Annotated in this window: 12 protein-coding genes; 5 read left to right on the top strand and 7 right to left on the bottom strand. The window is 72.5% G+C overall.

Annotation, left to right across the window (positions count from 1 at the left end; all coding sequences use genetic code 11):
- The first annotated feature begins 5 nt into the window (after nucleotides 1-5).
- Both FM125_RS09175 and FM125_RS09170 read left to right on the top strand, forming a co-directional pair.
- Nucleotides 6-1,205, top strand: coding sequence for a glutaminase (locus tag FM125_RS09175; protein WP_067189994.1), 1,200 nt, complete (start codon nucleotides 6-8; stop codon nucleotides 1,203-1,205).
- 108 nt (nucleotides 1,206-1,313) lie between these two features.
- Nucleotides 1,314-2,153, top strand: a complete 840-nt coding sequence (locus FM125_RS09170; protein WP_067189995.1) for a Pr6Pr family membrane protein — start codon at nucleotides 1,314-1,316, stop codon at nucleotides 2,151-2,153.
- Between the two features lie 96 nt (nucleotides 2,154-2,249).
- On the opposite strand, the gene FM125_RS09165 is transcribed toward FM125_RS09170, so the two are convergent.
- The 6 genes from FM125_RS09165 to FM125_RS09140 all read right to left on the bottom strand — a co-directional run bounded on the left by FM125_RS09165 (nucleotide 2,250) and on the right by FM125_RS09140 (nucleotide 8,309).
- Nucleotides 2,250-2,909, bottom strand: coding sequence for an SDR family oxidoreductase (locus tag FM125_RS09165; protein WP_067189997.1), 660 nt, complete (start codon nucleotides 2,907-2,909; stop codon nucleotides 2,250-2,252).
- A 77-nt stretch (nucleotides 2,910-2,986) separates the two neighbouring features.
- Nucleotides 2,987-4,087 (bottom strand): siderophore-interacting protein, encoded by a 1,101-nt coding sequence (locus FM125_RS09160; protein ID WP_067189999.1) that lies wholly within the window; start codon nucleotides 4,085-4,087, stop codon nucleotides 2,987-2,989.
- Nucleotides 4,084-5,058: an ABC transporter ATP-binding protein gene (locus FM125_RS09155; protein ID WP_070639454.1), complete on the bottom strand. Its 975-nt coding sequence runs from the start codon at nucleotides 5,056-5,058 to the stop codon at nucleotides 4,084-4,086. Before FM125_RS09155 ends, FM125_RS09160 begins: the two co-directional genes overlap by 4 nt.
- Nucleotides 5,055-6,107: an iron chelate uptake ABC transporter family permease subunit gene (locus FM125_RS09150; protein WP_245232130.1), complete on the bottom strand. Its 1,053-nt coding sequence runs from the start codon at nucleotides 6,105-6,107 to the stop codon at nucleotides 5,055-5,057. The genes FM125_RS09155 and FM125_RS09150 overlap by 4 nt, the downstream gene beginning before the upstream one ends.
- Before the next feature lie 38 nt (nucleotides 6,108-6,145).
- Nucleotides 6,146-7,168: a FecCD family ABC transporter permease gene (locus tag FM125_RS09145; protein ID WP_087134434.1), complete on the bottom strand. Its 1,023-nt coding sequence runs from the start codon at nucleotides 7,166-7,168 to the stop codon at nucleotides 6,146-6,148.
- A 67-nt stretch (nucleotides 7,169-7,235) separates the two neighbouring features.
- Nucleotides 7,236-8,309, bottom strand: a complete 1,074-nt coding sequence (locus FM125_RS09140) for an iron-siderophore ABC transporter substrate-binding protein (RefSeq protein WP_067190007.1) — start codon at nucleotides 8,307-8,309, stop codon at nucleotides 7,236-7,238.
- Between the two features lie 385 nt (nucleotides 8,310-8,694).
- On the opposite strand from FM125_RS09140, the gene FM125_RS09135 reads away from it, so the two are divergent.
- The 3 genes from FM125_RS09135 (at nucleotide 8,695) to FM125_RS09125 (ending at nucleotide 12,015) form a co-directional block, all read left to right on the top strand.
- Nucleotides 8,695-9,435 carry a ubiquinone/menaquinone biosynthesis methyltransferase gene (locus FM125_RS09135; protein WP_067190009.1) on the top strand — a complete coding sequence of 247 codons (741 nt, stop codon included), beginning with the start codon at nucleotides 8,695-8,697 and terminating at the stop codon, nucleotides 9,433-9,435.
- A gap of 173 nt (nucleotides 9,436-9,608) precedes the next feature.
- Entirely contained in the window at nucleotides 9,609-10,373 is a 765-nt protein-coding gene (locus FM125_RS09130) for a response regulator transcription factor (RefSeq protein WP_067190011.1), read from the top strand.
- Nucleotides 10,354-12,015 (top strand): sensor histidine kinase, encoded by a 1,662-nt coding sequence (locus tag FM125_RS09125; RefSeq protein WP_067190013.1) that lies wholly within the window; start codon nucleotides 10,354-10,356, stop codon nucleotides 12,013-12,015. The genes FM125_RS09130 and FM125_RS09125 overlap by 20 nt, the downstream gene beginning before the upstream one ends.
- 42 nt (nucleotides 12,016-12,057) lie before the next feature.
- Here FM125_RS09125 and FM125_RS09120 read toward each other — a convergent pair whose 3' ends face one another.
- Entirely contained in the window at nucleotides 12,058-12,933 is an 876-nt protein-coding gene (locus FM125_RS09120) for an ArgP/LysG family DNA-binding transcriptional regulator (protein ID WP_067190015.1), read from the bottom strand.
- Nucleotides 12,934-12,939 lie beyond the last annotated feature (6 nt).

The raw sequence follows: 12,939 nt of genomic DNA, 5'->3' as shown, positions 1-12,939 counted from the left end.
GACGCATGCAGCATCCCGTCCCCGACTACCTGCGTGGGGTCCTGGAGTCCATCCGCCACCTGGAGCACGGAGAGGTCGCGCAGTACATCCCGGAGCTCGCGCAGGCGGACCCCCGTCCCCTGGGTGCGGCCGTGGCCACCGTCACCGGCCGGCTCCACTCCGCCGGTGACGACCGGACCGAGTTCACCATCCAGTCCATCGCGAAGCCGTTCGCCTACGCCGCCGCCCTCGCGGACCGGGGTGTGGAGACCGTGGACCGCTTCGTGGGCCTCAACCCCTCCGGCGAGGCCTTCAACGAGCTGTCCCTGGAGGCGGAGTCCAAGCGGCCGGACAATGCGATGATCAACGCCGGCGCGCTGGCCACCCACCAGCTGCTCGTGGGACCGTACGCCGGGCGTCAGGAGCGCATCGACCGTGTCGTCTCGCTGATGTCCACGCTGGCCGGCCGGCAGCTGAGCATCGACCACGCGACCTTCGAATCGGAGATGAACTGCGCGGACCGCAACCTGGCGCTGGCCCACATGCTCCGCAGCCACGGCATCCTGCACGACCGCGCCGAGGACATCGTGGCCGGCTATGTGGCGCAGTGCTCCGTGAGGGTCACCGTGCGGGACCTGGCCGTGATGGGTGCCTGCCTCGCCGCCGGCGGTGTGCACCCCCTCACCGGTGAGCGCGTCCTGGGCTCCCTCGTCACGCGTCAGGTGCTCTCCGTGATGTCCGCCTCCGGCATGTACGACGCCGCGGGCGAGTGGCTGACGGACGTGGGCATCCCGGCCAAGTCCGGCGTGGCCGGCGGCGTCATGGGAGCCCTGCCCGGGCAGGTCGGCATCGGCGTGTACTCGCCCCGCCTGGACGAGCACGGCAACTCGGTGCGCGGCATGGAGTTCTTCCGCCGCCTCTCCGAGGACCTGAACCTGCACCTGATGGAGGCCGACCCGCTCGGCGCCACCGTGGTGCGTTTCGTCCGCCGTGAGGACGACGCCGTCCGCCTCCACCTGCAGGGCGTGATCCGCTTCGGCGGTGCCGAGGCCGTGCAGGCGGCGCTCGTGGAGATCAGCCAGGAGCGCCCGGAGCGTGTGGTGGTCAGCTTCGAACGCGTGGACCGTGTGACGGACGTCGGCCGCCGCATGGTGCAGGAGGGCATCCGTCGCCTGCGCGAGGACGGCCTCACCGTGGATGTGGAGGATCCGGACCAGCTCTTCTGAGACCACCCTCACGACCCTCTGTGTTCTCGCACGCGAGGGGTGTTGTTCACCTGCCGTTCATGTCAGGATGGGGGGGCCATCGCTGTCCCCGACCCTGCGAGAACCACGATGCAGCTCACCCTGAACCACGCCGTGCCACGCCGCCGTGCCTCGGCCGGGCCCCTGACGCGCTGGTTCGCGCAGCCCACTGTGGCCTCAGGCGTGCGCTGGGCGCGGCCGCCGAAGAGGACGTCCACGGTGAGCCTGCGCGCCCTGCTGCGCGGCCGCCGCAGGGACCCTGCCCCGACCCGTCTGGCGCGCACGGCCTGGCTCGGCGCCGGGCTGCTGCCGCTGGCCGGCTGCGCCAGCTCCTTCGTGATCGGCGCGTCCAAGGGCACCCCGGTGTTCGAGGGGACCTCCTACCGGGGCGGCTTCGAGGCCGGCTGGGGCAACGTCCTCAACCAGCCCGCCTACTTCACGTGGTGCTCGAACGCGGTGGTCGCGGTGACCTCCCTGGTCCTGGCCGCAGCCCGGCGCGCTCCCCGCTCGGACGCCTTCTGGGCCGTCCGCGCCGCCGGACTCGGCTCGGTGATGGTCACGGGGCTGGTCTACAACACGGTGCTGCGCGGCCACGGGCAGGACACGCTACTCTACCGTGCCAACGACGCCGTCCAGCACGTGGTGAACCCGCTGCTCGCCCCGGTCGTGTGGGCGGCCTTCGACCCCCGCGGCCAGCTCAACCGCCGACGCCGGCTCCTCGCCGCCGCCCTGCCTCTCACCTGGACCGGGGTCACCATGGCCCGTGGCCCGCGCGTGGACTGGTATCCGTATCCGTTCCTGGACGTGAAGCGCTACGGCCTCACGGCCGTCTCCGGCGTGCTCGCCGGCATCCTGACCCTGTTCTCCGGGCTTCTCATGGGCCTCACCGAGGCGGACAGGCTCCTCTCCGCGCACCGCGGGGACCGCTGAACGCCGGCCACGGCCGGGGCGTGCGCACGGGGGTCCGGGCGGAGGTCCGGCCCCTGGCGTGCATGCCGCCGCGGCCGGACCCCCGCCCCGTCAACGTCAGGCCGGGAAGACGTCCTCGATCGGGGTGTCGCCGTCCACGTACTCGACCTGGCGGCCGATGCTCTCGCCCGAGGCGAGGGCCGCCACGATCGTGCGGGCCACATTGCCGCGGGAGGTGGCGGAGGAGTCCGCCACCTGTTCGCGGGAGGGGTTTGCCGCGATCCGGCCGGTCGGCTCGTCCAGCGTGAGGGCTCCCGGGCCGAGGATGGTCCAGTCCAGGCCGGAGCCGCGCAGGTGCTCGTCCGCCTCGGCCTTCGCCTGGGCGTAGGCGTGGAAGTCGTCGTCCTCCGGGACTCCGTGGTCCAGGGAGGCACCCAGGTAGGAGACCATCACGTAGCGGTCCACGCCTGCGGTGCGCGCGGCGTCCATCGAGCGGATCGCGGCGTCCCGGTCCACAGCCGTCGTGCGGGCGGGGTTCCCGCCGCCGGCGCCGGCCGACCAGACGACGGCGTCCTTCCCGTCGAAGGCGGCGGCCAGCTCGGTCTCGTCCGCCTGCTCCACGTCCAGCACCAGCGGCTCGGCGCCGGTTGCCCGGACCTCGTCCACGTGGTCCGGGTTGCGGATCACGGAGGTGACGGTGTGCCCGGCCTCCACGAGCAGGGGTGCGGCGAGCAGGGCCACCTTGCCGTGGCCGCCGATCAGGATGACATCGGCCATGATGAAGCCTCCTTGAGAAGTCGATTGCAGGTGTCCCGCGTGCAACGGGCCTGCCGGTCCCTTCATTCCCCGCCGGCTCAGCTCTCCGCCTGACCGTGCCTCCAGTACCCCATGAAGGAGACGTGGGTCTTGGGGATCCCGCCCTCGCCCACACACAGACGGCGGAGGCCGCGCACCATGGCGGACTCGCCGGCGAGGAAGACGTAGGTGTCCGGGCGCTCGGCACCGGAGACCGGGTCGACCTCCGCGATCGTCCACTCGCGCTGCCGGCCCTCGGCCGGCGGGGCCTCCGGCATGACGGCGGCCGTCTCGCCGTGCCCGTGGCCGCGCAGTCCCAGCAGCGCCGCCACGCGCCCGTGGGCCCAGGACCCCTGGGGCAGGTCCGTGCCGGAGGGGAGGTCCCCCCGCCCGTCGGCGACGCCGCGATGTCCGAGGTGCAGGCGGACCCGGCCGTGTTCGGCGACGGCGAGCGGGCGGGAACGGTCCCAGGGCTCAGGCACGGCCAGGCGCTCGGCGATCAGATCGGTGTGGCCGGTTCCGGCGGGTAGCTCCAGGACAAGGTCGGCCTCGCCGTCGAAGCCGCCGAAGGGGTCGGCGAGCTCCTCGGCCACGGACAGCAGGGCCGGGACCGCGGTCTCGTCTCCCACGGCCAACACACGGCGTGCGCCGGTATCCCGCCACCCGGTCCACGCAGGTGCCTCCGCGCCGGGCACGAGGACATTGACCTCGTCCCCGGCGGAGACGGAGCGCGCCCAGCGCAGTCCGGGCCCCTGGTGGGGGTCGTCGGGGGCGCCGTGCAGGACCACATCCAGGGTGAGCGAGGGGACAAGGCGTCCGTCCAGGCGCACACGCCCGGCCGAGCGCACCGTGTACGTCCGCATCCAGCCGCGCTCGGCTTCGGGGATCGCCAGGAATCCGCTGCGGAACCCGTGGGACAGGTCCGGGTCCGCGGAGACTCCGCCCGGCGGCGGGACGAGGACCTTCACGTAGGCGTCCCGGCGAGGCCGGGAGCCCCGGTAGAGCTGATGGAGGTCCGGCGCCCCCGGGGGCAGGAGCCCGAGCAGCTCGGCGCTCGCCCGTTCCAGGTCCGTCCCTGCGAGGACGATGCGGCGGAAGCCTCGGCAGGGCTGCTCCACGGACACCACGCGGGTGTGGGCGACGGTCATGCCTTCGGTCATCGGTACTCCTGTGCGGTGGGGGAAGCGGGGGCGGTGCGGGGCGGCAGACGGTCTCCGATGCCTCGAGGCAGCACCACCGGGTGTCCGAGCAGCGGGTCCGGCATCACGTCGGCATCCAGCCCGAAGACGTCGGCGAGGACCTCGGGCACGAGCACCTCGGCGGGGCGCCCGGCGGCCACGACCTGCCCCCGGACCATCGCCACGAGGTGGTCGGCGCAGCGGGCGGCGAGATTCAGCTCGTGCAGGACGGCCACCACCGTGGCCCGTGGCGCGGCGGCCGGTGGGGCTCCGGCGGTCTGTGCGGGGCCGTTGTCGGCGGGTCTGCTGGCGTGGGGTCCGGCACTCTCCGGTGGTGCCGCGGATCGCGGGTCCGGCAGGAGCCGGACCAGGTCCAGCACGTCCACCTGGTGGGCGAGGTCGAGGTAGCTCGTCGGCTCGTCGAGCAGCACCACTGGGGTCTGCTGGGCGAGCACGAGGGCGAGCCAGGCGCGCTGGCGCTGCCCGCCGGAGAGGGAGGTGACCTCACGGTCGGCGAGCTCGGTCAGCGCCGTGCTCTCCAGGGCCGCGGCGATCGCCGCATCGTCTCCGTCCCCGCGGCCCCCGAGAAGGCCGCGATGCGGGTGGCGGCCCCGGGCCACGAGTTGGGCGACCGTCATCCCCTCGGGCGCTACCGGATGCTGGGGGAGGAGGGCCACCGTGCGCGCGTACTCCCGTGCTCCGGCCCCGGACAGGTCCTGGCCCAGGACCTCGATGTGTCCGGCCCGCAGCGGCAGCTGCCGGGTGAGGCCCCGCAGCAGCGTGGACTTGCCGCAGCCGTTGGCCCCGATGATCGCGGTGGTCGCCCCGGCAGGCAGGTCCAGGTCGATCGGACCGACGACGGGCGGCGCGGAAGCCGGGCCGTAGCCGAGTTCCACGCCGCGCAGGCGCAGGCCGACCGTCGGGGTGTCCGGGTCGGTGCGGGCGGTGGTCATGCGCGTCCTCCTCTTTCACGGCCCTGGCGCAGCAGCATCCAGAGCATCAGTGGGGCACCGGCGGCACCGGTGAGCACTCCGGTGGGCAGGCGGGCGCCGTCGAACAGCAGGGCGGTCGTCTCCGCGGCCAGAAGGTCGGCCAGGACCACCATGGCGGCACCGGCCAGCGCAGAGCAGGTCAAGGAGGGACGGCCGCCGGTGAGGAACTGAGCCGCCGGGCCGGCGAGCAGCGCCACGAAGGCAAGCGGCCCCACCGCTGCGGTGGCGGCCGCCGCGAGTCCGGCGCCGACGATCAGGGCGGCTGCGCCCGTCCGCCGAGGCCTCGCCCCCAGGGCTGTGGCCGTGGGCAGGCCCAGATCGACCGGAGCGAGGGCGCGGTGCAGCAGACCGGCGGCAGGCAGGAGCAGAGCCGTCGCCGCCGCCAGCAGCGCGATCCTCCCCCAGGTCACACCGTTCAGGGAGCCGGCCAGCCAGACGGTCGCCGCCTGCAGGTCGTGCTGGGACAGGGATAGCATGGTGCCGGCCACGATCGCCTGCCCGGCCGCGCCGACGGCGATGCCGGCCACGATGAAGCGCTCCCCGCCGATCGACCGTGCAGCCAGGAACACCGCTGCTCCCGCTGCCAGGGCCCCGACGAGGGCGGCCGCCGAGCGGGCGAGGTCGGAGCCCCCGCCCATCTGGGCGGCAGTGGCCGCGAGCCAGGCCACGACGGCCGCGGCCGCCCCGGTGGTGACGCCCAGGATGTCCGGGGAGGCCAGCGGGTTGCGCAGGGTTCGGCGGTAGAGCGCCCCCGAGGCGCCGAGGGCCGCACCGGCGAGCATGGCGGCCACGGCGCGAGGGAGCTTCTCCTCGAGCACGATGAAGCTCGCCCCCGCGATCGTCTGGCCGGACAGGATGCGCACGAAGTCGGCGGGGGTCACCTGATAGGCGCCCCAGAGCACTCGCAGAGCGGCGAGGACGAGCAGCGTCACGCTCAGGCCTGCCACGGCCGAGCCGAGCCGGAGCCGGTCCGCCCGCCGCATGCGGGACACGGCACGGTGGGCCGACACGCCGGTTCCGCATGCCGCGGTCACAGAGGAGCGGGGCATCATGCGGCCACCCCGGTCCGACGGAGCAGGACCAGCAACACCGGCACACCGATCAGCACGGTGGTGACGCCCAGATGCACCTCGCCCGGTGCCACGACGGTGCGGCCGAGCAGATCCGCGACGATCACGAGCACGGCGCCCCAGAGGGCGCTGCCGCAGAGGAGCATCCGCGCGCCCTGCGGACGGAGGCGTCGCAGGGCGTGGGGGACCACGAGACCGACGAACGCCACCGGGCCGGCCAGAGCGACGGCGGCGGCGGTCAGCACCACGACGGCGGCGAGCAGCACGGCGCGCACGTGCCCCGGCCGGGAGCCGAGTCCGTGGGCGAGGTCCTCGCCCAGGGCCAAGGCGTCCAGGCCTGACCCCACCGCGATCGCGGCCAGCACGGCGGCGAGGATCACGGGGGCCAGCAGGAGGGCCTCGGACAGCTCGGCCCTGGCAACGGTGCCGATGCTCCAGAACCGGAGTCGGTCCCGCACCGCGGGGGACAGCACCAGCAGGGCGGTCGTCACCGCGGTGGTCCCGGCGGTGACTGCGGCGCCGGCGAGCACCAACGCGATGGGAGACGGTGCCCCCGGCGTGCCGCCGATGCGCGTCGCCGCGGATGCGCAGGCGTAGACGAGGGCGGCGGCGCCGGCCGTCCCCAGCGCGGCGAGACCCAGCGTCGCCGGGGCGGAGGCGGGGACGCCGAGCGCGAGACCGATCGCCATCGCCAAAGAGGCTCCGCCGGACAGGCCGAGCAGCCCCGGGTCCCCGAGCGGGTTGCGAGTGGCGCCCTGCAGGCAGGCACCGGCCACGGCCAGGGAGGACCCGACCAGCGCTGCGGTGACGGTGCGGGGCACCCGGGAGGCGACGGCGGCGGCGTCGATGCCTCCGGGCAGGGGCTGTCCGGAGAGCATCGCCGTCAGGGTGCGCAGGGCCGTCGTCGGGTCCACGGTGCGGGCGCCGAGCGCCAGCCCGGCGACCGCCGCCACCGCCAGCAGGCCGAGCGGGAGCACCACGGGCAGGACGGCGGCAGCCATCGGCACGGCCGAGCGGTTCCGGTGCTCTGTCGTTGGGGCGACGGAAACAGGGGTCATGGGCGGCGTATCAGCCCTTCGAGGCCGCGGCGGCCTCGGCGAGGGGCGGGACGATCTCCTTCAGTGCATACGGGATGGACAGGGGCGAGATCGCGGACACGGAGAGCACCTGCTGCTCGTCCACCTGGAGGACCAGCCCGCCGGACTCCACCGCCGGGATCTTTCCGAGCAGGGGGTCGGACTCGATGTCCTTCCGCACGTCTTCGGACGCGGCCCAGGAGACGAACACGTCCGACTCCAGCTCGTCGGCCCGCTCAGGGGACCAGGTGAAGAAGAACTCCTGGTCCTTCGGCGAGTTCTTTCGCACCACCTCTGCCTGCTCCATGCCCAGCAGTTCCAGGAACTTCGGGCGGTTGTCCACATCCGTGTAGATGCTGATCTGGTCCGCCGCGGCCGGGTCGATCGTGCCGTACACGAACGTGGCGCCCTTCAACGCCTCATGCTCGGCACCGGCCTCGGCGATCTGTCCCTCCAGGTCGGAGACCAGCTCCCTCGCCTGCTCCGCGCGGCCCAGAGCCCGGCCGATGATCTCCGTGGACTGCTGCCACGAGGTGCCGAACGCCGGGACGTCCTTCGGATAGGCCACAGTCCGGGCGATCTTGGACAGACGGTCGTAGTCCTCCTGCGTGATCCCGGAGTAGACCGCCAGGATCAGGTCCGGCTTCACCGCGGCGATCGCCTGCACGTCCAGGCCGTCCGCCTCGGACCAAGTGGTCGGGCGCTCTGCGCCGTCGATCTTCTCCAGGGCGGCGTCGAACCAGTCGGTGGACTTGTTGCTGTTGCCCCCGAACTCCACGGCGGCCATGCCCACCGGCACCACGCCGAGGGCGACGCAGACGTCCTGGTTGACCCAGGAGACCGTGACAACGCGCTGCGGTGCCGCCGGGATCTCGGTGCTGCCGTAGACATGCTCGATCGTCACGGGGAAGGTCTCGGCGTCTGCACCGGACGAGGACGACGCGGAGGTGGTGGAGGAATCCGAGCCGCCGGCCGGGCCCGTGGCGCAGGAGGCCAGGAGCAGTGCCAGGCTGGATCCGCCCGCGCCCAGGAGGGTGCGGCGGGAGAGCTGGGAGGAAGACGGCACGGAGAGAGCCTTTCTCTGGGGCGGTGCCCCGTCGTCGGGCGACGGCGGGGGTGCGGACACGGCGTCGGCACGCCCGGCCCCCTGGGAGTAGGGCCGTGACGTGCCGACGACGCTCACGGGTCGGCTCTGTGCGGCGGCTGGACGAGAGCCCGCCGACGGAGCCAGCGGCACTCGAGTTCGATTACGGAGCATCGATATGCCCTAATGCGGGAGGTTAGCCCACCCTAAGTTCTCCGGACAACCAGGACTCACCGCAGATTCTCCTGGCAGTTGCCTGGGAGGGGCTGCGCGGGCCCGGCTGCGCTCGCCGGGCGCCGGGCACCCGGCGCCGGTCCCGGGGGCACGTATGGCAGGCGTCCGGCGTCCGAACGGATACCGTGGACCTGTGAGTCAGCAGAACACCTCCTCCGCCGGCGGCGATCAGCCGCGCCCCGCCGACCACGGTGCGCGGGTCGCCTCCATGTTCAACGGCATCGCAGGCCGCTACGACCTGATGAACCTGGTCATGACGTGGGGGCAGGAGCCGCGCTTCGTCCGCCGCACGGTGGACCACGCGCACATCCCGGCCGGCGGCCGCGTCCTGGACCTGGCGACGGGCACGGGGGACATCGCCCTCGAGGTGCTGCGCCGAGACCCGGACGCCCGGGTGGTCGGCGTGGACTTCGCCCCCGAGATGATGGAGGTCGGCCGCGCCCGGCCGAACGGGGACAGGGTGGAGTGGGTCGAGGCCGACGCCATGGACCTGCCCTTCGAAGACGAATCCTTCGACTCCGTCACCCACGGCTATCTGCTGCGGAACGTCGCTGACATCCCGACCACGCTCGCCGAGCAGTTCCGCGTGCTGCGTCCCGGCGGGTGGATGGCGGCGCTCGAGACCTCTCCGGCGCCCGACGACGTCTTCAAGCCCTTCTCCACCTTCTACATCCGGAACGTGGTGCCCCGGGTGGCGAAGATGATCACGAAGACCCCGGAGGCCTACGCCTACCTCTCCGAGTCCAGCCGTGCCTTCAAGTCCCCGGCGCAGATCGCCGCGCTGCTGGAGGACGCAGGCTTCGTGAACGTGGGCCACGAGACCTTCCTCTTCGGCACCCTGGCCGTCCACTGGGCCATGAAGCCGGTCGTCTGATGAGATGCACAGGATCCGACTCGGCGATCTCGGTGATCACGGCGTAGGATCGTCGCGACGTGGACAGATAACGGTTTCATCACAGACAATTCCGTCATAGGGTGACCGCACCGTCGGGTCCCCGTTCCCCTCCGCCGAAGGGCGGCCCTCTGCCCCATACGAAGGAGCCTCCAGTGACCGAGCCTCGGACCGTCGGCACCCCCACCTCTGTGGCCGAGCTGCAGGAGATCCTCCCGAAGCTGTCCCACCCGGACGGCTCGCCGGTGCGCGCCCTGGTGGTGGACGACGAGCCGATGATCGCCGACCTCATGTCCATCGGCCTGTCCCTGTGCGGCTGGGAGGTCGTGGTGGCCCATGACGGCGCGACCGCTCTGGAGAAGAGCAAGGAGAAGCAGCCCGACGTCGCCGTGCTGGACATCATGCTCCCGGACTTCGACGGGTTCGAGGTGCTGGACCGCCTGCGCGCGTTCTGGCCGGACCTGCCGGTCATGTTCCTCACCGCGAAGGACTCCACGGACGACCGCATCTCCGGCCTGGCAGCCGGCGGCGACGACTACGTCACCAAGCCGTTCTCCATGGAGGAGGTCCTCATCCGCCTCCACCGCCTCGTGCAGCGCTCCGGTCTGATGGCCGCAGCCAACGAGGTGATCGTGGTCGGCGACCTGGTGATGAACACCCGCACCCACGAGGTGACCCGTGGCGGCGACCTCATCGACCTGACCGCCACCCAGTACAACCTGCTGCAGTACCTGATGCTCAACGTGCGCACCGTGCTCTCCAAGTCCCAGATCCTCGACCACGTCTGGGGCTATGACTTCGGAGGCCGGGCGAACATCGTGGAGCTCTACATCTCCTACCTGCGCAAGAAGATCGACGTCGGCCGTGACCCGATGATCCACACGGTCCGCGGCGCGGGCTATGTCATCCGACCGGCCTGAACCGGTCCCGGGCACACCGACCGCCCCGGCCCCTGAGCGCAGGCGGGAGGCGGGGCGGCCGCAGTCCCTGGCGGTTCGCATCTCGGCAGGGCTCGTCGCCTTCGTCACCCTGGTGTTCTGCCTCTACGCGGTCTTCACGCTGAGCGTCGCCGAGCAGACCATCCGGGACAGGATCGCAGAGGATCTGGGGGCCACGCTGCACCGCGCCTGGGTGCAGCTGGAGCACCGTGGACCCACAGCCGGGTTCAGCGCGCCGCTGTCCGCCATGGGCGCCGGGACGCCCCTGCCCACCGGTGCCGGCCTCGAGTCCGGCACGCTGGTGACGATCGCCGCGGAGGAAGGGCTGTCCGATCACTCCGGCCAGAGCGTCGACGGCTACATCCTGGATGCGGTGGGCGGCCAGCGTGCGCTCACCTCGAAGGAGAGGCGTGAGCTGATCGATGGCCTCGCAGACGGCCCGGTGGAGGAGGCCACCGAGGTCGACTTCGAAGGGGCGGCCTACGTGGTCCAGGGGAAGCGTCTGTCCCCCGCCGTCGCGGCGGCCTCCGGGGGTCGCTTCCTGGTGGTGGGCGTCCCGATCGACAGCCAGCTCAAGGTCCTCAACGACAGCCGCGTCGGCACCCTCGGCAGCATTGCGGTCGTCATCATCGTGGTGGCCATCGGCTCCTGGGCGTGGGTGCGCCGATCCCTGGGGCCGCTGGCGGACATCTCTGCCAGCGCGAACGCGGTCTCCGCGCTGCCGGTGGGCACACCGGGGGTGCATCTGGCGGACTATCGGGTGCCGGAGTCGGCCAGCCGCCGCGAGGACGAGATGGCCGTGGTGGCCTCTGCGTTCAACCACATGCTCACCTCCATGGACGAATCCCTCGACGAGCGCCAGCACCTCGAGGACAAGCTCCGCCGCTTCGTGGCGGACGCCTCCCACGAGCTGCGCACCCCGCTCGCCTCGATCCGCGGCTATTCGGAGATGATCGGCTTCACCGAGCCGCTGTCCGAGCGGGGCCGTGAGTCGCTGAACCGGGTGCTGGCGCAGTCGGACCGCATGACCCGGCTCGTGGACGACCTCCTCTTCCTGGCCCGCATGGACCGAGAGGAACAGCGCCGCCTCGCCTCCGGAGGGCCCGGCGACACCGAACGCCGCCTCGTCTCCGTGGCCGAGCTCGCGGTGGACGCCGTCGCGGATGCCCGGGCCGCTGCGCCGGACCACGAGTGGGACGTGGAGATCTCGGAGGAGAAGCTCTCCCAGGGCCCCAGGGTCTGCGGTGACCTGCACCAGCTCGAGCGCGTGGTGGGCAACCTGCTCTCCAATGCCCGCAAGCACACCCCTGCCGGCACCACGGTCTGGGTGTACGTGGACGTGGTCCCGTTCCCGGAGGCCCCGTCCGGCAGGGGCGTGCGTCTGGTGGTGCAGGACGACGGCCCCGGAGTCCCCGAACAGATCATGCCCGTCCTCTTCGACCGCTTCATCCGCGCCTCGGCCGCCCGCGAGCCGGTGGAGGGCTCCACCGGCCTGGGTCTGGCGATCGTCAGGGCCGTGGTGGAGGCCCACGGCGGCACCATCACGGCGGACTCCGAGCCGGGTCGCACCCGCATGGTGGTGACCCTGCCCGCCGTGGACGACGACGGCACTCTCCGCGGCTGACCCGGCCGTGCCGCAGCCGGCCCCGGCTGCCGACCGCATCGGTCAGCGCATGTCCTGGGCCGCTGCGATGACGGCCTCCGTCAACCGGTCCAGCGAGTCCGGTCCGGAGTTCCAGCGCTGCCAGTGCAGCTCCACGTCCATGTCCCCGAGGTCCGGGATGGTCGTCAGTTCCGGGTGGGTGCCCTCGAGCACGCCGGCCGGCATCTGGGAATCCGGGATCATGCCCCAGCCCAGGCCGCCGGTCACGGCGCGATAGTAGGCGGTGACCGAGGGGATCAGATGGTGTGGGGGAGTGCCGAGGCCGGCGCGGACGAGCACCTGGTGCTGGAGCAGATCGCGCACGCCGTAGTCCACCGCCGGGAGCGTGGTGAGGTCAGGGGTGCCGTCCTCCCTCCGGTGCAGGTCCGCGAGGAATCGGGTGGTCACTGCGTGGTACCGCATGGTGCCCAACGGGACCACCACGCAGCCGGAGACCGGCTCCGGGACCGCCGTGACCACCGCCATCACGGTGCCGGAGCGCAGCAGCCGGGCCGTGTGGGCCTGGTCCTCGGCGTGGATGTTGAGGACCACGTCGTCCCAGGTGGCGGCCCGTTTGAGGACCCCCAGGAACCAGGTGTCCAGAGAGTCTGCGTTCACGGCGATCGGCAGACGGGTGCGGCCCTGCTCGCCCACACCGAGGGTGCTGAGGGCGTCGTCCTCCAGCGCCAGGACCTGACGGGCCAGACGCAGCATGTGCTCGCCGGCCGAGGTGGCCTGCACCGGCACGGTGCGCGTCAGCAGGACCTGGCCGACCTGCTTCTCCAGGGCGCGGATGCGCTGAGAGAGGGCGGAGCCGGAGATGCGGAGGGAGGCGGCGGCGGCGTCGAAGGTGCCTTCGTCGACGGCGGCGGCGAGGGCGCGCAGGTGGTCGGAGTTCACACGAGC

This window comes from Micrococcus lylae (assembly GCF_900163825.1).
Taxonomy (GTDB): Bacteria; Actinomycetota; Actinomycetes; order Actinomycetales; family Micrococcaceae; genus Micrococcus; species Micrococcus lylae.
Note: the sequence above shows the minus strand (reverse complement) of the source record. Positions and strands in the feature narration are given on the sequence as shown.

Coding starts and splice junctions, on each gene's coding strand:
- FM125_RS09125 (WP_067190013.1), top strand. CDS start 10,354: ATGTCATCCGACCGGCCTGAACCGGTCCCGGGCACACCGACCGCCCCG.
- FM125_RS09145 (WP_087134434.1), bottom strand. CDS start 7,168: ATGGCTGCCGCCGTCCTGCCCGTGGTGCTCCCGCTCGGCCTGCTGGCG.
- FM125_RS09160 (WP_067189999.1), bottom strand. CDS start 4,087: ATGACCGAAGGCATGACCGTCGCCCACACCCGCGTGGTGTCCGTGGAG.
- FM125_RS09165 (WP_067189997.1), bottom strand. CDS start 2,909: ATGGCCGATGTCATCCTGATCGGCGGCCACGGCAAGGTGGCCCTGCTC.
- FM125_RS09170 (WP_067189995.1), top strand. CDS start 1,314: ATGCAGCTCACCCTGAACCACGCCGTGCCACGCCGCCGTGCCTCGGCC.
- FM125_RS09175 (WP_067189994.1), top strand. CDS start 6: ATGCAGCATCCCGTCCCCGACTACCTGCGTGGGGTCCTGGAGTCCATC.
- FM125_RS09155 (WP_070639454.1), bottom strand. CDS start 5,058: ATGACCACCGCCCGCACCGACCCGGACACCCCGACGGTCGGCCTGCGC.